This window comes from Gordonia alkanivorans (assembly GCF_004011905.1).
GTDB lineage: Bacteria > Actinomycetota > Actinomycetes > Mycobacteriales > Mycobacteriaceae > Gordonia > Gordonia alkanivorans.
Map to the genome: position 1 here is coordinate 262,690 of NZ_CP027114.1, position 20,254 is coordinate 282,943.

At 67.6% G+C, this 20,254-nt stretch carries 18 protein-coding genes; 8 read left to right on the forward strand and 10 right to left on the reverse strand.

Annotated elements, in window-relative coordinates; genetic code table 11:
* Nucleotides 1–3 precede the first annotated feature (3 nt).
* Entirely contained in the window at nt 4–1,551 is a 1,548-nt protein-coding gene (locus C5O27_RS01180) for a DHA2 family efflux MFS transporter permease subunit (RefSeq protein ID WP_075862783.1), read from the forward strand.
* Nucleotides 1,552–1,620: 69 nt separating this feature from the next.
* Here the strand turns inward: C5O27_RS01180 and C5O27_RS01185 are convergent, their stop codons facing one another.
* Nucleotides 1,621–3,768, reverse strand: a complete 2,148-nt coding sequence (locus C5O27_RS01185; protein ID WP_127961687.1) for a S9 family peptidase — start codon at nt 3,766–3,768, stop codon at nt 1,621–1,623.
* Nucleotides 3,765–4,664 (reverse strand): phosphoribosylaminoimidazolesuccinocarboxamide synthase, encoded by a 900-nt coding sequence (locus C5O27_RS01190; protein ID WP_006358388.1) that lies wholly within the window; start codon nt 4,662–4,664, stop codon nt 3,765–3,767. The genes C5O27_RS01185 and C5O27_RS01190 overlap by 4 nt, the downstream gene beginning before the upstream one ends.
* A 61-nt stretch (nt 4,665–4,725) precedes the next feature.
* On the opposite strand from C5O27_RS01190, the gene C5O27_RS01195 reads away from it, so the two are divergent.
* Nucleotides 4,726–5,013 (forward strand): Rdx family protein, encoded by a 288-nt coding sequence (locus C5O27_RS01195; RefSeq protein WP_006358387.1) that lies wholly within the window; start codon nt 4,726–4,728, stop codon nt 5,011–5,013.
* A gap of 3 nt (nt 5,014–5,016) precedes the next feature.
* Here the strand turns inward: C5O27_RS01195 and purB are convergent, their stop codons facing one another.
* The 3 genes from purB to C5O27_RS01210 all read right to left on the reverse strand — a co-directional run bounded on the left by purB (nt 5,017) and on the right by C5O27_RS01210 (nt 7,542).
* On the reverse strand, nt 5,017–6,444 hold the full coding sequence (gene purB / locus C5O27_RS01200; RefSeq protein ID WP_006358386.1) for an adenylosuccinate lyase: 1,428 nt from the start codon (nt 6,442–6,444) through the stop codon (nt 5,017–5,019).
* Nucleotides 6,445–6,509: 65 nt separating this feature from the next.
* The gene (locus tag C5O27_RS01205) at nt 6,510–6,896 is read right to left on the reverse strand and encodes a hypothetical protein (protein WP_006358385.1); all 387 of its coding nucleotides are present in this window, start codon (nt 6,894–6,896) and stop codon (nt 6,510–6,512) included.
* A 55-nt stretch (nt 6,897–6,951) separates the two neighbouring features.
* On the reverse strand, nt 6,952–7,542 hold the full coding sequence (locus C5O27_RS01210; protein WP_197028075.1) for a TetR/AcrR family transcriptional regulator: 591 nt from the start codon (nt 7,540–7,542) through the stop codon (nt 6,952–6,954).
* Between the two features lie 183 nt (nt 7,543–7,725).
* On the opposite strand from C5O27_RS01210, the gene C5O27_RS01215 reads away from it, so the two are divergent.
* From C5O27_RS01215 to C5O27_RS01230, 4 genes are all read left to right on the forward strand, one after another.
* Nucleotides 7,726–8,484: a DUF6882 domain-containing protein gene (locus C5O27_RS01215; RefSeq protein ID WP_164905296.1), complete on the forward strand. Its 759-nt coding sequence runs from the start codon at nt 7,726–7,728 to the stop codon at nt 8,482–8,484.
* Nucleotides 8,485–8,578: 94 nt separating this feature from the next.
* Nucleotides 8,579–8,848 carry a metal-sensitive transcriptional regulator gene (locus C5O27_RS01220; RefSeq protein WP_005201272.1) on the forward strand — a complete coding sequence of 90 codons (270 nt, stop codon included), beginning with the start codon at nt 8,579–8,581 and terminating at the stop codon, nt 8,846–8,848.
* Nucleotides 8,849–8,880: 32 nt separating this feature from the next.
* The gene (locus C5O27_RS01225) at nt 8,881–9,276 is read left to right on the forward strand and encodes a DUF302 domain-containing protein (RefSeq protein WP_035752099.1); all 396 of its coding nucleotides are present in this window, start codon (nt 8,881–8,883) and stop codon (nt 9,274–9,276) included.
* A 94-nt stretch (nt 9,277–9,370) separates the two neighbouring features.
* The gene (locus C5O27_RS01230; RefSeq protein ID WP_075862788.1) at nt 9,371–10,318 is read left to right on the forward strand and encodes an alpha/beta hydrolase; all 948 of its coding nucleotides are present in this window, start codon (nt 9,371–9,373) and stop codon (nt 10,316–10,318) included.
* Between the two features lie 25 nt (nt 10,319–10,343).
* Here C5O27_RS01230 and purD read toward each other — a convergent pair whose 3' ends face one another.
* The 3 genes from purD to C5O27_RS01245 are packed head-to-tail and all read right to left on the reverse strand — an operon-like array spanning nt 10,344 to nt 14,858.
* Nucleotides 10,344–11,597, reverse strand: a complete 1,254-nt coding sequence (gene purD, locus C5O27_RS01235; RefSeq protein ID WP_208651409.1) for a phosphoribosylamine--glycine ligase — start codon at nt 11,595–11,597, stop codon at nt 10,344–10,346.
* A 55-nt stretch (nt 11,598–11,652) separates the two neighbouring features.
* Nucleotides 11,653–13,608, reverse strand: a complete 1,956-nt coding sequence (locus tag C5O27_RS01240; protein WP_127961690.1) for an ArnT family glycosyltransferase — start codon at nt 13,606–13,608, stop codon at nt 11,653–11,655.
* Nucleotides 13,605–14,858, reverse strand: a complete 1,254-nt coding sequence (locus C5O27_RS01245; protein WP_042376936.1) for a bifunctional glycosyltransferase family 2/GtrA family protein — start codon at nt 14,856–14,858, stop codon at nt 13,605–13,607. Before C5O27_RS01245 ends, C5O27_RS01240 begins: the two co-directional genes overlap by 4 nt.
* Before the next feature lie 106 nt (nt 14,859–14,964).
* Here C5O27_RS01245 and C5O27_RS01250 point away from each other — a divergent pair, with 106 nt between their 5' ends.
* A complete protein-coding gene (locus tag C5O27_RS01250; protein ID WP_127961691.1) occupies nt 14,965–17,076 on the forward strand; it encodes a RecQ family ATP-dependent DNA helicase in 2,112 nt (703 codons plus the stop codon).
* A 28-nt stretch (nt 17,077–17,104) separates the two neighbouring features.
* Here C5O27_RS01250 and C5O27_RS01255 read toward each other — a convergent pair whose 3' ends face one another.
* Together C5O27_RS01255 and C5O27_RS01260 are read right to left on the reverse strand one after the other, a co-directional pair.
* On the reverse strand, nt 17,105–18,481 hold the full coding sequence (locus C5O27_RS01255) for a wax ester/triacylglycerol synthase domain-containing protein (protein WP_006358376.1): 1,377 nt from the start codon (nt 18,479–18,481) through the stop codon (nt 17,105–17,107).
* Nucleotides 18,482–18,626: 145 nt separating this feature from the next.
* Nucleotides 18,627–19,052: an HIT family protein gene (locus C5O27_RS01260; RefSeq protein WP_006358375.1), complete on the reverse strand. Its 426-nt coding sequence runs from the start codon at nt 19,050–19,052 to the stop codon at nt 18,627–18,629.
* On the opposite strand from C5O27_RS01260, the gene C5O27_RS01265 reads away from it, so the two are divergent.
* Nucleotides 19,027–20,244 carry a DNA adenine methylase gene (locus tag C5O27_RS01265; protein ID WP_006358374.1) on the forward strand — a complete coding sequence of 406 codons (1,218 nt, stop codon included), beginning with the start codon at nt 19,027–19,029 and terminating at the stop codon, nt 20,242–20,244. The genes C5O27_RS01260 and C5O27_RS01265 overlap by 26 nt on opposite strands.
* The last annotated feature ends 10 nt before the right edge of the window (nt 20,245–20,254 follow it).

Genomic DNA, 20,254 nt, shown 5'->3' on the forward strand with positions numbered 1-20,254 from the left:
CGCATGACATCCTCCACCGGAGGCCATCTCCACGAAGGTCCACCAGACACCAAGCTGGACAAGAACGTCCTGCTGGTCGCCGGTGTGGTCGTACTCGGCGCGATCATGTCGATCCTCGACGTCACCGTGGTCGGCGTCGCCCAGAACACCTTCCAGCAGGAGTTCAACACCGACGCCGCGGGTGCCGCGTGGACCGCGACCGGTTACACCCTCGCCCTCGCCGCCGTGATCCCGCTGGCCAGCTGGGCCGCGTCGCGTTTCGGCACCAAGAAGGTGTACCTGACCTCGCTGGTCCTGTTCACCCTCGGTTCGATCCTCTGTGCCTTCGCACCGAACATCGGCATGCTGGTCGCGTTCCGCGTGGTCCAGGGCCTCGGCGGTGGTCTGCTGATGCCGATCGGCATGATGATGCTGACCAAGGCGGCGGGTCCCGAACGCGTCGGTTCGGTGATGGCCGTCCTCGGTATCCCGATGCTCCTGGGCCCGATCTCGGGTCCGATCCTCGGCGGCGTGCTCATCGAGCAGCTCAGCTGGCACTGGATCTTCCTGATCAACGTCCCGATCGGCATCATCGCCTTCGTCTTCGCCTGGATCGTCCTGCGCGACGACGCCGAGACCAAGCGGTCCTCGATCGACTTCGTCGGGTTGCTGCTGTTGTCGCCGGGTCTGGCGCTGTTCCTGTTCGGCATCTCGTCGAGCGCCGAACACCGCACCTTCGTCACCGGTTCGGTGCTGATCCCGACGATCATCGGCGCACTTCTCATCGTCGCGTTCATCGTCCATGCGCTGCGCGCGAAGAAGCCGCTGCTCGACCTGCGTCTGTTCAAGAACAAGACGCTGAGCATCGCGGTCGCCACGATGGTGCTGTTCATGATCGCGTTCTTCGGTGCCGCACTGCTGTTCCCGCAGTACTTCATCGGTGTGCGCGGCGAGTCGACATTGACCGCGGGTCTGCTGCTCGCCCCGCAGGGTCTCGGCGCCATGCTGACGATGCCGATCGCCGGCAAACTCACCGACAGGATGGGCCCCGGCAAGTTCGTACTCGCGGGCATCGTGTTGATCCTCCTCGGCATGACCGCGTTCACCATGCTCGGCTCGGACACCTCGTACTGGCTGATCTGCGGTTCGCTGTTCGTCCAGGGCCTCGGTATGGGTATGACGATGATGCCGATCATGTCCGCGGCGCTCGCCACCCTGAGCAACGCCCAGGTGCCGGACGGTTCGACGTTGATGAACGCCATCCAGCAGACGGCCACCTCGATCGGCACCGCGGTGATCTCGGTGATCCTCGCCAGCAGCCTGGCCGGCAAGCCGGAGGCCGGTCTCGCGATCATGGCGAACACCTCCGACAAGCCGCTACCCCCGGGTGTCCCGAACCCGTTGCCGGAGTCGTTCTTCGACACCGCCGCCGACGTGTTCTCCAACACCTTCGTGATCTCGGTCGTGCTGATCTGCCTCACCGTGATCCCGGCATTCTTCCTGCCGCGCAAGAAGATCGCGTCCCCTCTCGTCGAAGAGGACATGGATCGCGGTCCGATCATGATGCACTGATCGACCTCCGGGTCCAAACCGGAAGAGCCCCACCGCCCGCGAGGGTGGTGGGGCTCTTCGGTGTCGAGGTCAGCTCTCCAGCGCGCCCGACTGCTGCAGTATCCAGGCGATCTCGAAGGCGACTTCCTCCCACTGCTTGTAGCGTCCGCTGACGCCGCCGTGACCGGCGCTCATCTCGGTCTTCAGCAGTATCGGGTTGCCCGACGTCGACTTCTCCTGGAGCCGCGCCACCCATTTCGCCGCCTCGGTGTACAGCACCCGGGTGTCGTTGAGGGAGGTCAACGCGAGGATCGGCGGATACGGCTTCGCGTCGACGTTCTCGTACGGCGTGTAGGTCTTCATGTACTCGTAGACCTTCGGGTCGTGCAGCGGGTCGCCCCACTCGTCCCATTCGATGACCGTCAGCGGCAGCGACGGGTCGAGGATCGAGTTCAGCGCGTCGACGAACGGCACCGACGCCAGGATGCCGTTGAACAGCTCCGGCGCGAGGTTGGCCACCGCACCCATCAGAAGACCGCCGGCCGAACCGCCCTCGGCGACCATCTGCTGCGGCGTCGTCCATCCCGTCTCGACGAGATGGTGTCCGGCCGCGACGAAGTCGGTGAAGGTGTTCTTCTTGCTGAGGTCCTTGCCGTTCTCGTACCAGTAGCGACCCATCTCGCCGCCGCCACGGATATGGGCGAGGACGAAGACCATGCCGCGATCGAGCATGGACAGCCGGGACACCGAGAAATAGGGATCGATGCTGGCCTCGTACGAGCCGTACCCGTACAGCAGCAGCGGGGCAGGCTTCGCTGCGTCGGTCTCCTTGCGGCGCACCACCGACAGCGGGATCCGGGTGCCGTCGTCGGCGACCGCCCACTCACGGGACTGGACGTAGTCGGCGGGGTCGTAGCCGCCGAGCACCGGCTGCCGCTTCAGCAGGGTGCGTTCGCCGGTGGCGACGTCGAGTTCGAACAACTCCGCGGGTTCGATGAAGCTGCCGTAGCCGATGCGCAGCTTCGGTGACCACCACTCGGGGTTGCCGCCGAGCCCGGCCGTGCTCAGTTCCTGATCGAAGTCGACCTCGTGGAAGTCGGATTCGGCGGGGATGCCGTCGATCCGGCGGAGGTCCGCAATGGCCAGGCGCGGCAGCGCCTCTCGCCGGTATGACAGCACCAGGTAGTCGGCGAAGGCGTCGAGGTCCTCGACGCGGCGGGCCGGATCGTGTGCGATCAGCGGACGCCGGTCCGCGGGGCTGTCCACCGGCGCGATGTCGATGGCGAAGTTCTCCGCCTTCTGACCGTCCACGACCTCGTTGTGCACGATGACGAAGTAGTCGTCGCCGCCGATGACGGCATGTTCGACGCTGTACTCGACGCCGTCGACGCGCGGCACGACGCTGCGGAACTCACCGGTCGGGTTGTCGGCTTCGAGAACGTAGCTCTCCGAGGTGATCTTGGAGCCGACTCCGATGACGAGGTATTTGTCGCTGCGGGTGGTGCCCATGCCGACCCAGAACCGCTCGTCGGGTTCGTGGAAGACCTTGACGTCCTCGGTGCCCGCACCGATGTCGTGTCGCCACACCGTGTCCGGCCGCCATGCGGCGTCGACCGTCGAATAGAAGACGTGGCGGGCGTCGGCCGACCACACCGCGCTACCCGAGGTGTCGGTGACGACGTCGTCGAGGACCTCGCCGGTACGAAGGTCCTTGATGCGCAGCGTGTATCGCTCGTCGCCGACGACGTCGGTGCTGTAGGCCAGCCAGTTGCCGTCGTCGCTGACGGTGAGCGCACCGAGGCTGAAGAAATCGTGTCCCTCGGCCTCGACGTTGCTGTCGAGCAGGACCTCCTCACCGGGCAGCGTCACACCGTCGTCGACCTTCGGCGCGGTCCAGTCGTCATCGCCGGCGATCGGGCACCGGCAGGACGTCGAATACTGTTTGCCCTCTTGCGTTCTGGCGTAGTACCAGAAGCGTCCACGTCGGACGGGCACCGACATGTCGGTTTCCTTGGTGCGGCTCTTGATCTCGTCGAAGATCTGCTTGCGCAGATCCGACAGGTGACCGGTGTGCGCCTCGGTGAACGCGTTCTGCGCCTCGAGGTAGGCGGTCACCTCCGGATCGTCCTTGTCGCGCAACCATTCGTAGTCGTCGACGAAGGTGTCGCCGTGGTGGGTGCGTTCCTTCGGGACCTTCTTGGCGACCGGCGGTGTCGCGGTGTTTCGCTCGTCGGTCACGAGGCCACCTCCGCGGTGGGCCAGTCGGCGAAGGACTTCTGCGAAATCCATTCGTAGGCATCGATGTACCGCTGGCGCGTCTTCTCGACGACGTCGTCGGGCAGCGATGGCGGAGCGACATCGGAGGCACGGTCCCAACCGGATTCGGCGCTGGTGAGCCAGTTCCGGACGATCTGCTTGTCGAAGCTGGGCTGGACCTTGCCGGCCGCGTAGGTCGCGGCCTCCCAGTAGCGCGACGAGTCGGGGGTCAGAACCTCGTCGGCGAGCACGAGCTCACCGTCGGGGCCGCGACCGAACTCGAACTTGGTGTCGGCGAGGATGATCCCGCGGTCGGCAGCCACCGCAGCACCGCGACCGTAGATGTCGAGGGTCGCCGACCGCAGCGCCCCGGCCAGCTCGGCACCCTCCTGTTCGACGACGCGCTCGAAGCTGATGTTCTCGTCGTGTTCACCCTGCTCGGCCTTGGTGGCCGGGGTGAAGATCGGCTCGGGCAGCTTGGAGGCCTCCGACAGACCCGCAGGCAGTTCGACGCCGCACACCGCACCGGTCGCCTGATAGTCGAGCAGACCCGAACCCGTCAGGTAGCCGCGCGCCACACATTCGACCTGCACCATCGGTAGGCGCTTCACCACCATCGAGCGGCCGACGACCTCGCCCGGGATGCGTTCGTCGGTGGGACCGCCGGCGAGGTGGTTGGGAACGCCGAGCTCGTCGAACCAGAAGAAGCTCATCGCTGTCAGGATGCGTCCCTTGTCGGGGATCGCGGGACTCAAGATGTGGTCGTAGGCCGAGATCCGGTCGGAGGCCACCAACAGCAGGGTGTCGGCGTCGATCTCGTAGATCTCACGGACCTTCCCCGACGCCAGATGCCGGTAGGACTGCAGTTCAGGACGCATGGACTCGACCCTAGAGGGTCACCGGTCGGCCGGGGGCGGCAGCCTCTGACATTCTTGACCGATGACCGCACCGCACATCACCATCACCTACTGCACCCAGTGCAACTGGCTGCTGCGGGCGTCGTGGATGGCATCGGAGCTGCTCAACACCTTCGGCACCGAGATCGGCTCGGTGACGCTGGTCCCCGGGACCGGCGGCGTGTTCCACATCGACGTCGACGGCACGCAGATCTGGGAGCGCAAACGCGACGGCGGATTCCCCGGGGCACCCGAACTCAAGCGCCTGGTGCGCGACGTCGCGCTCCCCGACTGGAAGCTCGGGCACGCCGACGCCTCCGCGCCGGAGTGACCCCTAGAGGATGGGGGCAGGTGCGTAGGCCGCGGCCTCCGGGTACTGGCCGATGATCTTCTCCGCGGCGGCGATGACGTCGGCGACCTGCTGTTCGGCGGCACCCACGAAGACCGACTTGTCGGCGAGCAGCTCATCGAGCTGGGCCCGGTCGAGCGGGATGCGGTCGTCGGCGGCGAGGCGGTCCAGCAGGTCGGGCTCGCGGCCCTCCTCGCGCATGGCCAGGGCCACCGCGACGGCGTTCTCCTTGATCGCCTCGTGCGCGGTCTCCCGACCCACGCCCGCACGCACCGACGCCATCAGCACCTTGGTGGTCGCGAGGAACGGCAGGTAGCGGTCGAGCTCGTTGGCGATGACCGCGGGGTACGCGCCGAACTCGGCGAGGACGGTCAGGAAGGTCTCCATCAGGCCGTCGATCGCGAAGAACGCGTCGGGCAGTGCGACGCGGCGGACCACCGAGCAGAAGACGTCGCCCTCGTTCCACTGGGCACCGGCGAGTTCGGCGGCCATCGAGCCGTAGCCGCGCAGGACCACCGCGAGACCGTTGACGCGCTCGCAGCTGCGGGTGTTCATCTTGTGCGGCATCGCCGAGCTGCCGACCTGGCCGGGCTGGAAGCCCTCGGTCACCAGCTCGTGGCCGGCCATGAGCCGGATGGTGTGGGCCAGCGACGACGGCGCGGCGGCGACCTGGACCAGCGCGGACACGACGTCGTGGTCCAGCGACCGCGGGTAGATCTGGCCGACCGAGGTGAACGACCGCGCGAAACCGAGGTGGTCGGCGACGCGCGCCTCGAGGTCGGCGAGCTTGGTGGCGTCGCCGCCGAGGAGGTCGAGCATGTCCTGCGAGGTGCCCATGGGGCCCTTGATGCCACGCAGCGGGTAGCGGTCGATCAGCTCACGAAGTCGGGTGAGCGCGATCATGAGTTCGTCGGCGGCCGAGGCGAAACGCTTGCCGAGGGTCGTCGCCTGCGCGGCGACGTTATGGCTGCGGCCGGCCATCACGACCGAGGAGTACTGGGCGGCACGTTCGACGATGCGGGCCAGGACGGCGACGCCATGGGCGTGCACGTGCTCGAGGGAACGGAGGATCTGCAGCTGCTCGACGTTCTCGGTGAGGTCGCGGCTGGTCATGCCCTTGTGGATCTGCTCGTGACCGGCGAGGGCGTTGAACTCCTCGATGCGAGCCTTGACGTCGTGGCGGGTGACGCGCTCGCGGTCGGCGATCGAGGCGAGGTCTACCTGGTCGACAACGCGCTCATAGTCGGCGATGGCGTCGGCCGGGACGTCGATCCCGAGGTCGGCCTGTGCCTTCAATACCGCGATCCACAGTCGCCGTTCGAGGGCGATCTTGGTGGTGGCCGACCACAGCTCGGCGAGGTCGGTGGAGGCATAGCGGCTGGCCAGGACGTTGGCGATGACGGGCTTCGACACCCGCTCAGTGTAGGTCGCTCAGGAGCGGATCCCGAATTCCTCAACCCTGCCGACCCACACGACGCTCAGAACGCGAAGCAGGTGCCGTTGGACCCGTAGCCCTGTCGCACCTTCACGAGGGTGGGCTGCGAGGCCTTGCCGTTCTGGACGGCGTAGAGGTACTTGTCACCGATCCGACGGGGCACCCAGGTGACCGAGGCAAGGGCACCCGAGGGGAGATCGCGGCCGATGAATCGAGCCGGAAGACCCGGCTTGACCTCCCAGAACTCCACCCAGCCGGACGAGTTGACCGCGACGGTCACGGGGTAGGTGCACCCGGTTCCGTAGACCACCGACGACAACGGGACACCCGCGTCGACCCGACCGGCCGGCGCCGCCTGGGCGCCGGGAGCGACGAGCATCAGCACCCCGGCGATCGCGGACATGAGCGCGGCAACAAGACCTCTGCGCATACGGCGCCTACTCATCGAATCCCCCGACATCCGATTCCTTCTTCCTTTCCTGCGGTCACGCTCGCGGTGCCAGGACGTCGATCACCTCGAGCAGGACGTCGCGTACCGCGTCGATGGGCCGGACACCGTTCTGTCCGAGTGCGCCGACGATGGCGCCGTCCTCGATCCCGATCAGCTGGGCGATGTGGGCGGGGTCGGCAACCCGGCCGGACTTGGCGAGGACGTCGAGGTGACACATGGACAGCGTCTGCCACCTGTCGCTCACCACCTCGCGCAGCATCGGGTACCGCGCCGACAGCGCGATCATCTCGTAACGGGCCGACAGTTGCTGGATCGTGTCGTCGCCGACGACGACCTCGGCGAGGGCGGTCGAGGTCGCGGTCTTCCCGCGGCGTCGACGCGGAAGTGCGTTGCAGCGCTCGGTGACTGCCTCCGCGTCGTGGCTGCAGAGGCTGGCTGCCGCCTCGGCCATCAGGTCGTCGAGGGAGGCGAAGTAGTACGTCGTCGACGCCAGCGGCAACTGGGCACGTTCGGCCACCGCACGATGACGCACGGCGTCGAAGCCGCCTTCGAGCAGCAGCTCGCCGGCGGCCTCGATCAAGCGAGACCGCCGTCGCGCACCCTTGGGTGTCGCCGCCGACGTCATCATGTGGTTCATGCTGCCAAAGGCATCCGTACCGCCGTATTGCTTTTGACCAAAGCGGTACACGCACAGTCGATTTCCCGTATAAGAGCAGAACAACGGTGGTGAATGGCCGGTTCAGATCGACGTCAGTCGGTCATCGGACAGCAGGATCGTCTCCGCTCTCGACCCGTTTACCGTGATCCCATGCAGTTCGACGGCCTCCACGCTGTCGCCGATTACGCGGCGCTCTACACCTCGCTGAGACAGTCCGCGTTCGTCGACTCCCTGCGTGAGAGGCTGGGCGACTTCGACGTACGGTGCGCCGAGGACAACCGGACGGTCGTGTTCGCCCGCGCGGGCACCGACACCCCTCGCGACGAGGCGACGGTTGTCCGCTCGCGGGCATCACTCGTCGCCGTCCTCGAACCGTCCGCGATCATCTGGGGTTGGGCACACCCGTGCGGCGACCACACCGGACCGGCGTCCAGGCTTCGCGAGGCCGGCGCGCGACTCGGTATCGAGGATCTCACCTCCCCGCGAGTGACACTGCCGCCCAAGCCGTCCCATGACGCCGACGATCCCGGCGATCGGGTCCTCGGCGTCATCGCGGCCGCCGCCGTCGGCAGCACCGGCGTGAGTCCGTATTGCACGGTTCGGCTCGACGACGACGATCGCGGCGTCTTCCTGCTCGACGACGTCACTCTCCCCGAGCCGACCTTCGCCGACTTCGCAACCCGGATGCCCGACGTCCTCAGTTCCCTTGCGGTGAACGATCATCGGGTCGCCATCCACGGGATGGCCGCACGACGTGGCTGGCACATCAGCTGGCGCACCGGCACCGACGGCGGGCGTTCACCGATCTGTGACGTCACCGACGGCCGTTCCGTCGTCCGGGTGAACTTCGACCGGCGCGGCCGTCCGGTGAACTACCGGTGCGAGCTCGCCGACGCCGAGCGCGATTGAGCCGACTTCCGCCTGACGAGACCTCTCCTCATACCCCAAGGGGTATAGTCGCGGTTGTCAAGGTATCCACGCGTGCAAACCTCAGGAGGTTGTCATGGTCGGTGACGAGGAATCGATCGGCGTCGTACTCAACCGACTACGCCGCGCCCACGGACAGCTCGCCGGCGTGATCTCGATGATCGAACAGGGACGAGACTGCAAGGACGTCGTGACCCAACTCGCCGCGGTGTCGAGTGCACTGGATCGGGCCGGTTTCAAGATCGTCGCGACCGGCCTCCGCGAATGCATAACCGGTGAACAGTCCAAGGACTCGGAGCCGATGACGATCGATCAGATGGAAAAGTTGTTCCTGGCGCTCGCCTGACGCACGCGAGGAGCACCACGAGAGGAGTGATCATGAAACTCGGTTACCAGACGACCCTGAAGACGGACTTCGACGACGCGGTCGCGCGGACGCGGGAAGCGCTCAGCGATGTCGGATTCGGCGTGCTCACCGAGATCGACGTGAAGGCGACGCTCAAGAAGAAGCTCGACGAGGACATGGAGAACTACCTCATCCTCGGGGCCTGCAATCCGCAGTTCGCCCATCGCGCGCTCGGGATCGAGAGGCAGATCGGCCTGCTGCTCCCCTGCAATGTGGTGGTGCGCGACGACACCGACAACGCCGGGACCGTCATCGTCGAGGCGATGAACCCCGACATCATGGTCGCGGTGACCGACGCCCCGGGCCTGCCCGACGTGGCGTCCGGAGCAGCCGAACTCCTGCAGAAGGCCATCGCGTCGCTCGACTGAACGTCAAGTCCGAGACAGATTTCTCACAGCGGCGGCGAGTCGGCCGACTCGACGTTGCGTCGAGCCCGGGGTCCGCGATTACCCTGTTGCTTCGATGACGAGCGTGCGATCCCGATTCTCCGATGCAGCCGACCGCGACCTTCCGCGCGTGGGCCGTCGTGCCGTGCTCGCCGCCGGCGTCGGGGCCGCCGCGCTCGGACTGGCCGCATGCTCGGACAAGGCACCGTCGGCGTCGGTGCAGCCGCGCAACCTCGAAGGCCGTGCCGCCGACGACGAGCTGCCGATCGAGACCTCGCCGCCCCCGGTCACCAGTGGCCCCCCGCTGATCACCGGCAGCTTCAAGTCCGCCCGCATGGGCGGCCGCGACACCCGCTGGGCGGTCGCCCGACCCAACGGCGTGACCGGCAAGCTGCCCGTCGTCGTCGTGCTGCACGCGCTGAACACCAACGAGAAGACCATCTTCGGGTCGAAACTCGAGATGCAGACCGTGATGCAGCAGTACGTGGACAACGGCAACGCCCCGTTCGCGCTGGCCGCCGCCGACGTGGGCCGCAACTACTACCACCGACGGGCCGACGGCACCGACGGTGGCGCGATGATCCTCGACGAGTTCCTGCCGATGCTCGCGAACGACCCACGGCTCAACCTGTCCACCGACCGCATCGGTCTCTTCGGATGGTCGATGGGCGGATACGGCGCGCTGCGTCTGGCGTCGATGCTCGGTGCGCCGCGCGTCGCCGCGGTGGCGGTCAGCTCGCCCGCGATGTGGGCCGATCCGCGCAACTTCCCCCCGCGCGCCTTCGACGGCCTCGCCGACTACCAGGCCAACTCGCTGTTCGGCGCGCAGCCGAGCTTCGCGAAGATCCCGCTGCTCATCAACATCGGTTCGAGCGACCAGTTCTACACCTACACCCGCCAGTGGGCCGCGGGCCTTCACCCGCCGGCCGCCTTCGGCACTGCAGCCGGTGGGCACACCAACCGGTACTGGCGCAGCGTGCTCCCCGAGCAGATCGAGTTTCTCGGCCGCAATCTCGCGGACTGAGCTCCCGACCCGCCCGGGTCTGCCACTAGATGCTGATCTTGCCCTCGAGGGCGTTGCGGCCGATGTCGGTGCGGTAACGCGAGCCTGGCAGCTTGATCTTCTCGATCCGGGCGTAGGCCTGGGCACGGGCCTCGGCGAGGTCGGCGCCGGTACCCACGACGGCCAGCACGCGACCTCCGGCGGAGACGATCGCACCGTCGGCGTTCCTGGACGTGCCCGCGTGCAACACGCCCTCGGCGTCGGCGCCGGTGATGACGTCACCGGTGCGCGGCTTGCCGGGGTAGTTCTCGGCGGCGACGACCACGGTGACCGCAGCGCCGTCGTGCCATTCGAGCGCCGGCAGGTCGGCCAGCGTGCCGGTGGCGGTGGCGTTGAGCGCCGCACCGAGCGGCGACTTCAGCAGCGCGAGGACCGCCTGGGTCTCGGGATCACCGAAGCGGCAGTTGAATTCGACGACCGCAGGCCCGTCCTTGCCGATGGCGAGACCGGCGTACAGGAGACCCGAGAACGGGATTCCGCGCTTGACCATCTCGGCCGCAACAGGTTTGACGACCTCGTCGACGATGCGCTCGGTCATCTCGGCGGGCAGCCACTGCAGCGGTGTGTAGGCACCCATGCCGCCGGTGTTGGGTCCGGCGTCGTTGTCGCCGACCCGCTTGTGGTCCTGCGCGGGCAGCAGCGGCACCACGGTCTCGCCGTCGACGAGGCAGAACAGCGACACCTCGGGACCGTCGAGGAAGCTCTCCAGCAGGACGGGGTGTCCGCTCTCCAGGCACTCGGCGGCGTGGTCGCGGGCGACGTCGCGGTCGGCCGTGACGACGACGCCCTTACCCGCGGCGAGACCGTCGTCCTTGACGACCCAGGTGGGCCCGAAGCGGTCGAGTGCCGCGTCGAGGTGCGCGGGGTTGTCGACGATCTCCGCGTGTGCGGTGTGGACGCCGGCCGCGGCCATCACGTCCTTGGCGAAAGCCTTGGAGCCCTCGATCTGCGCGGCCTGCGCGCTGGGACCGAAGGTTGCGATGCCGGCTTCGCGCAACGCATCGGCGACGCCGAGAACCAGGGGCACCTCGGGTCCGATGACCACGAGGTCGGCTTCCAGCTTCTGCGCCAGGGCGACGACCGCCTCACCGGAGACCACGTCGACGGCATGGTTGGTGGCGATCGCCGAGGTGCCGGCGTTACCGGGAGCGACATGCAGGTCGGTGACCGACGGATCGTTCCTGAGGCCGATGAGAAGGGCATGTTCGCGGCCGCCCGAGCCGATCACGAGTACTCGCACGACCATGACTCTAAACGACTGCGTACAGGGCCCGCGTCACGCGCCGGTGAGCGCATCAGCCGGTCTGCTGGGTCAGGTCGTACATCGTGACCCCGTCGACCGTCACCGCGGTGAAGTTCTCCTGAACCCACGCACTGATCGACGATGCCGGACGTTCGGAGTCCGTGCCCATCGGGTCCCCGCCCATACCGGGCCCGCCACCACCGCCGAGGAACCAGTGGATCTTCTTCTCGGCGACCAGTTTCTGGAACTCGGCGAGGGTCGGCGACGGATCGCTGCCGTTGAACCCGCCGATCGGCATCACCGAATGGCCGCTCTCGAGCTGGTAGCCCGAGGCGGACATCGACCCGACCGCCGCGGCCACCCACGTGTACCGGTCGGCGTCGGCGTTCAGCTTCTCGACGACGGCTGCGGTGGGGGTCGAACCGCGCAGCAGGCCACCGGGCCCGTCGCCGCCGCGACTGCCGGGCATCCCCTGGCCGGGGCCTCCGCGTCCACCAGGGCCGAACTCGCCCTCGACCCGCGGGCCGGCGGTGATGATCGATCCGCTCTTCTCGGTCGTCACCGTGTCGATCGTGTACGCGACCGGACCGGCGAGTCCGGCGAGGATCGCACCGGTCACCGCTGCACCTGCGACACCGCGGAGGTTGGCGAAGACCATCGCGGCACCGGCGAGCAGGCCGACGACGAGGACCACGACGCGCAGCCACGGCACGAAGTCGGGGGTGCGGTTCAGCAGGACGAAGCCCCAGCCGGCCGCGATCCACACGGATGCGCCGAGAGCGATCCGGACCCACAGTCGGCCGCGGTGACTCCAGCAGACCGCCCCACCACTGGCGACGAGAGCAGCGACCGCCGGGGCGAGGGCTGCGGTGTAGTACTGGTGGAAGATCCCGGCCATGAAGCTGAAGACACCCATCGTGACCAGCAGCCACATTCCCCAGACCACGAGGTAGGCGCGACGCGGTTCGGTCCGTCGCGCACCGCCGATCAGGACTGCCGCGACAACGGCGAGTAGGAGCCCGGTCGGGATGAGCCACGCGATCTGACCGGCCTGCGCAGGTTCGAACATCCGCAGCCATCCGGTCTCACCCCACGGGCCACCGCCGGGGCCACGGGGGCCACCCATCTCGCCCATACCGGAACGGCCGGGGGCCACGGCCCCGGTCTCGTTGCCGTTGAGTCGGCCGAACCCGTTGTAGCCGAGAGTCAGCTCGAGAATCGAATTGTTCTGCGAACCACCGATATACGGCCGCGAGGACGTCGGCCAGAGTTCGACGGCGAGTATCCACCAGCCGGCGCTCACGATCATCGCTCCGAGCGCGGCGAACAGCTGACCCAGCCGGCGCAACCAACCACGCGGACCGAAGGCCAGATAGGTGACCGACAGTGCCGGCACGATCAACATCACCTGCAACTGCTTGGTGAGGAATCCGAACCCGATGAACACGCCGGTGAGGATCAGCCACCGCCACCGGCCGTCGTCGACGGCCTTCATCAGCGACCACACGGCCGCGATCATCAGCAGGATGAGCAGGGCTTCGGGGTTGTCGAAGCGAAACATCAACGCCGCGACCGGCGTCAGCGCCAGTACCGCGCCGGCGAGGATTCCGGCCCAGTGGCCGAAGTACTTTCGCGTGATCAGGTACAGCAACGCGACCGATGCGACGCCCATCAGGACCTCGGGCACCAGGATCGACCAGGAGTTGACGCCGAAGATCCGGGCACTGATGCCCGGAATCCACAGCGAGGCAGGTGGTTTGTCGACGGTGATCGAGTTCGCCATGTCGCTCGATCCGAAGAACCAGGCCTTCCACGATTCCGAACCGGCCTGGATGGCCGCCGAGTAGAAGGAGTTAGCCCAACCGTTGGTCGAGAGATTCCACAGATAGAGGACACCGGTACCGATCAGCAGCGTGGCCAGTGAGAGACGTGCCCACAGCACGTTCTTCGCGTGTGCATGCGTCTGCGGAGCGGAGTCGCGGGGTGGGTCGATGGTCAGTGTCGTCATGCGACAACCTCCGGGGTCTTGCGGAACACCCAGCGGAGACCGACGAACCGGGTGAGCGTGGCCACCAGGTTCGCGACCACGAGGATGATCAGTTCGATGTGTTTGGTCGCGTCCGGCGCGACGGTGTGCAGGAACAACAGGGAGCCGGCGGTGACCAGCCAGCCGAACAGGAACACCCCGAGACCGAACAACTGGTGGCGGAGTGCGTTGTCACGCCCGCGGACGCCGAAGCTGAACCGGCGGTTGGCTGCGGTGTTCAGGACGGCGGTGATCGCGAGGGCGACCAGGTTCGACACCTGCGCTCCCAGGAACGAATGCAACGCCAGGAACAGCACCGCGAAGGAGATCGTCGAGGCGACACCCACCACACAGAACCGCGCGAGCTGACCGACCAAACCCTTCGGCACACCGTCGATCTGGGGGCCGGCCGCCCGGCCGCGACCGATGGAGGCGCGGAGCTGCGCGATCGGCAGCCGCCCCATCGCCAGCGCGAGACCGACTCGCGCACAACCCTTCAGATCGGCGAGTGCGGTGGGCACGATGTCGACGGTGCTGTCCTGGTCGTCGACCCAGTCGACCGGGACCTCCGCGATCCGCAAGCCGATCTGCTCGGCGAGAACGAGCAGCTCGGTGTCGAAGAACCAGCCGGTGTCGACGACGAACGGCAGCAACCCGCGTGCGATGTCGGTGCGCATGGCCTTGAACCCGCACTGGGCGTCGGAGAACCTGGCGCCCATGGCGGTTCGGAGGATGAGGTTGTAGGAGCGCGAGATGAACTCCCGCTTGGGTCCGCGGACGACCCGCGACGACCGGCTGAGCCGGGTGCCGATCGCGATGTCGGAATGCCGCGACACCAGCGGGGCGATGAGCGGCATCAGCGCGTTGAGGTCGGTGGAGAGGTCGACGTCGCAGTAGGCGACGATCTCGGCGTCGCTGCACTGCCACACCCCATTGAGCGCACGCCCCCGCCCCTTCTCCTCGAGGTGGACGACGCGGACGCCCTCGAGTTCGTCGACCAGACCGAGGGCGATCGCGAGGGTGTCGTCGGTGCTGGCGTTGTCGGCGACGGTGATGCGCGCCGGATACGGCACGTGCTGCCGCAGATGGTCGGCGAGCCGGCGCACCGACGACGCGACGTCGGCCTGTTCGTTGTAGACGGGGACGACGATGTCGAGGACCGGGGTCGACGCCGAGCTGTCGGCGAGCGTGTACACCTGCGCCGTCCGGACCGGCGGTGCTTGCGGGATCATGAGGACCACGATCGGCTCGCACCCTCGAACCACTCTGGAACCCGGCTGCAGGGTTCCTGTGAACCGTCGATCTCCACTGTCGGCCGTCGCCACTACATTGGGGCTCATGACCGCCACCCTCGCCCCTGACCAGCTGACCGCCGCCAACCGCGTGATCACCAGCCTGGCCGGTGAGGGCGCCGCGCTGCGCGAGGACCAGCTGCGCGCGGTGACCGCGCTGGCCGGGGGCGAGCCCGGCACACCCGGCGCGCGGGTTCTCGTGGTCCAGGCGACCGGGTGGGGCAAATCCGCGGTCTACTGGTCGGCCACCGCGATCATCCGCGCCGGTGGCGGCGGACCGACGCTGATCGTCTCCCCGCTGCTGTCCCTCATGCGCGACCAGGTGTCCGCAGCGGCTCGTGGCGGCCTGTCCGCGGCGACGCTGAACTCGTCGAACGTCGACGAGTGGTCGGCGATCGAGGCGCAGTTGCGGGCGGGTGACCTCGACGTCCTGCTCGTCTCGCCGGAACGCCTCGCCAATCCCGGCTTCGGACGACGTGTGCTCGACGCACTGGCCGGCAACCTCGGACTCCTGGTGATCGACGAGGCGCACGCCGTCTCCGACTGGGGTCACGACTTTCGGCCCGACTACCGACGCGTGGCCGACGTGCTCCGCTCGGTCAACCCGACGACGCCGGTCCTGGCCACCACCGCGACCGCCAACGCGCGCGTCACCGAGGACGTCGCCGCCCAGCTCGACGCCGGTTCCGACGCACCGACACTCGTCCTCCGCGGGCCGCTCGCCCGGAAGTCGTTGCATCTCAACGTTCTCGACGGACTCTCACCCGTCCAGCGCTACGGCTGGGTGGCGCAGGCGCTCCCCCATCTCCCGGGTTCGGGCATCGTCTACGTCCTCACCGTCGCCGACGCCGACCGGCTCGTCGAGGCCATCCGCGCGGTACACGGCGATTCGGTCGAGGTCGCCGCCTATACCGGCCAGCTCGACGCCGACCGCCGGCACGAACTCGAAGATGCGTTGCTGCACAACAAGGTCAAGGCGCTCGTCGCGACGTCAGCCCTCGGGATGGGCTACGACAAGCCGGACCTGGGCTTCGTCGTACACGTCGGTTCGCCGCCGTCGCCGGTTTCCTACTACCAGCAGGTGGGTCGTGCCGGGCGTGCCCTGGACGACGCCGTCGTGATGTTGCTGGCCTCGCAGACCGACGACCGGATCTGGGATCACTTCGCCACCGCGACGATTCCCGATCCCGACAAGATGCGCGATCTGCTGGCAGCACTGGAGGCCGCCGACGAACCGCAGTCGCCCATCCAGCTCGAGGCCGCCACCCGCTTCCGCCGTACGCGAATCGAGTTGATGCTCAAGCAACTCGCCGTCGACGGCATCACCGACCGCACCCCCGACGGCTGGGTTGCCACCGGCAAACCCTGGACCTACGACGCCGCACACTACGACGGCGTGCTCGCGGTCCGTCGCCGCGAGGCCGACATCATGCGCTCCTACATCGCCGGGCGCACCTGTCTGATGCGACTGCTGACCGAATCGCTCGACGACCCACAGGCCGCCGACTGCGGTCGCTGCTCGGTCTGCCGCGGCGCGCTGAGTGAGGGACTCCCCGACTCCGTCGATGCGGAGGTGGTGCGCACCGTCACGTCGACGCTACGCCGCAAGGCGTCGACCCTCGATCCGCGGAAGATGTGGCCGGGCGGCGAATTCGGTCGTCGCGGAAGGATTCCCGCAGACCTCCTCGCCCAGCCGGGTCGCGTCCTCGCACACGCCGACGCCCCCGAATGGGTGGAGGTGCTGGCCGCCGCCCGCAACGGCGACGAACGCGCACTGGCCGAACTCGGCGATGCCGCCGTCGCGACGCTGTCCTCCTGGGTCCGCGAGACGGGTATCCGCGCCGACGTCATCGTGTCGCTCCGCCTGACCGGCACCAATCTGGCCGAGACGCTCGCCGAACATCTGCGCACGGTCGGGAAACGGGGCGGCGGAACCTTCCCCGTCCACCTGGGCGATCCGCCGACCGATGCCACCGGAGCAGTCGAGGCCGCCTACTGGCGCGACCACCTCGGCGATCCACCCGAGGTCGCCGGACAGAACGTGATGCTCGTCGTCGACGCCAACAGCTCGGGCTGGCCGATCACCCTCGCCGCCGCGGCACTCCGTGAGGCCGGGGCCGGTGCCGTCCTACCGCTGCTGATCCACCGGACGGTCTGACCCTTCGAGACGCTCGCGTGCTCGTTCCTCAGGGAGCAGGTCGGGCGAGCGAGAGCACCTCGTCGAACCCGTCGACGAGGCACGAGTGGAAGACGTCGACATCGGCGATGGCGCCGGTGTCGACATCGATCCCCAGCTCACACGTGTCGATGTAGCTGAGCAGGGTGACGTTGACCGCGGCCCCGATCGTGGGACCGAAGGCGTACTGGGCGGTCATCCGGGCGCCGCCGAGGTAGAGCGGCACCGGAATACCCGGCACGTCACTGCACAGGAAGTCGACGTGACGCAGGACCGAACCGATGTACCAGCGCGGCATCAGGTTCATGGTGCCGGCGATGAGCTGGGTGTACGGCAACGAGCGCTCGTCGCGGACACGTGAGGTCCGCCGGTGGATTCGAGCGATCCGTTGCGCCGGATCGACTTCGGCGACCGGCACGTCGAACCGCATCAAGGTGATCCGGTTGCCGCCTGGGGCGTCCTCCTCGGTCCGCAGGTTCACCGGCATACACAGATGGAGGTCACCGACTTCGACGTCGTGTTTCTCGTGGTACAGACGGAGCCCTCCGGCGACGCCCGCGACGAAGGCGTCGTTGAGTGAGCCTCCACCACGGTGCCCGGCGTCGCGCAGTTGCTGCAGCGGAACCTCGTGGACGTCGAGATGCCGTACCAACGAGCGTTCCGTCATCAGCGGCGATCCCGTCTCGTTGACGGGCCGGACGGTGCGGAACACCGATGCAGCTGTCTCGACGGCGTCACCGGCGGTCGCGATCGGATGGCGAATCGTGTTGAACGCCAAGCCCGGTACCGATTTCACGACTTCCATCACGGTGTTCGAGGCGCGCTCGGCGTCGAATCGCATCGAGTCCAGGTAGTCCCGCCACCAGGCTTCACCGTTCGGCGGCGTGATGGCGTCGGGCGTGCCCGGCGGATGGTCGGATTCCTCGGTCAGGTCGAAGAGCCGCATCGCGATCTCGATGGCCCCCACCCCGTCGGTCAGCGCGTGGTGGAACTTGCAGACGACCGCGGCACCGCCGTCGGCGAGCCCGTCCACAAGCGTCGCCTTCCACAACGGCCGGGCACGGTCGAAGTCCTCCATCGCCGCGATCCGCGCCATCTCCAGCACGGTGTCGAAAGTGGCCGGAGCGGGTGCCCCGACCCGGCGAATGTGGAAGTCGAGATCGAAATCCTGGTACGGGACCCACCTCGGCGGCGCCGACAGCGGCGAGTACACGACGCGCTCGCGGAACATCGGCAGGTCGGCGCTGATCGTCTCGAACCGGCTGCGCATCGCATCCCAGTCCGGTGTGCGGTCGAGCAGGATGACCGTCACCACCGTCGATCGCAGGCGCGGGTCGGACTCCATCGACCAGGTGAAAGCGTCGCTGTTGCGCATGTACTCGGTCATGACTGCCTCCGGTCATGACCGTACTCAGCCGCCGATCACGGCGTTGTCGTTTCGGCTCACCAGAGGACTTTGTACCTCTGCGCCCCGGGCGGCGAAACCCGCTCCCTGAGTAACCCCGGAGCTCGCGGAGGGGCGTATCGAAGGGTCAGTCGGCGACGTACTCGCCGTAGCCGAGCGAGCGCAGGCTGGCGCGGATCTTCTCGGCCGCGGCATCGAGGTCCTCGGGGCTGGCGTTCTTGTTCGCGTTGGCGAGGTCGAAGGTCTCGAGCGAGAGTCCCTGGAACACGTGGATGTGCACGTGGGGAACCTCGAGGCCGGCGATGAGCAGGCCGATGCGCGGAGCGTCGAAGGCGTCCTTGACGGCCCGGCCGACCTTCTGTGCGACGCCGCTGAGATGGGCGAACAGCGTGCTGTCCATCTGCTCCCAGTGGTCGACCTCGTTGCGCGGCACCACCAGAACGTGGCCGGGGGTGACCGGCTCGATGGTCAGGAACGCGACGGCTTCGCCGTCCTTCCAGACGAATCGACCCGGGATGTCGCCGTTGATGATCATGCTGAAGACCGATGCCATGGGCCCGAGTCTAGATGTTGTGGGGTTCGGCACCGAGGACGCAACCGTGTTCTCCACGGCGCTGTCGGGGGTCCATGACATTCTTTTCGGTGTGAGTGGGCCAGAATCCTCCCGACCGGGACGCAGCACCGGCAGACCTGTCGGATCCAGCGACGTCCTGGCCCGCGCTCAGCGCTTTCCGCGGTTGCGATACATGGGGTCGAAGTACCGGCTGCTCCCCCACCTCGAACGCACCTTCGCCGAGATCGGCGGGTCGACGGCGGTCGACGCCTTCTCCGGGTCGGGAGTGGTGTCGTACCTGCTGAAGGCGCAGGGATTCGAGGTTCTCAGCAACGACTTCCTCCACTTCCCGCATGTCATCACGCGTGCGTCGGTGGCTAATTCGAGCGTCCGCCTCGAGCCGGAGCTCGTCGAGCAGATCTGCGGGCCGGCCGCCGACGACCGCGACTACATCTCCCGCACCTTCGACGGCCTGTACTTCACCGCCGAGGACCGCACATTCCTCGACTCGGCGTGGTCGCACATCGACGCGCTGCGCGGCTACCGCCGCGACCTGGCCATCTCCGCGCTGGTCCTCTCCGCCGCACGCAAGCAGCCGCGCGGGGTGTTCACCTTCACCGACTCCACCCGCTATGCCGATGGGCGCCGCGACCTCACGATGTCGCTGCGCGACCACTTCCGGTTGCGCGCGGCCGCCGACTACAACGGCACGGTGTTCAGCAACGGCTGCAGCAGTCGGAGCGTCCAGGGCGACATCTTCGACCTCGCCCTGCCGTGGTCGGCGCCGCCGGATCTCGTCTACCTCGACCCCCCGTACGCGCCGCCCACCGACGACAACGACTACATCAAGCGCTATCACTTCCTGGAGGGCCTCTCCGCGTACTGGCGCGGGATGACCATCATGGAGAACACCAAGACCAAGAAGCTGCCCAAGCGCTTCACGCCGTTCGCCTACAAGCGGACGATCGAGGACGCGCTGCTGCGGACGTTCGAACACTTCGAGGACGCGGGCGCGATCGTGCTGTCGTATTCGTCGAACGCGTTGCCGGGCAAGGACCGGATCGTCGACCTCCTCGGCAAGGTCAAACCCTCGGTCGAGGTGATCGCCATCGACCACAAGTACAGCTTCGGCACGCACGCCGCGGCCACTCGCCGCGACGTCAGCGAGTTCCTGTTCATCGGACGGGACTGACGCCGAGCAC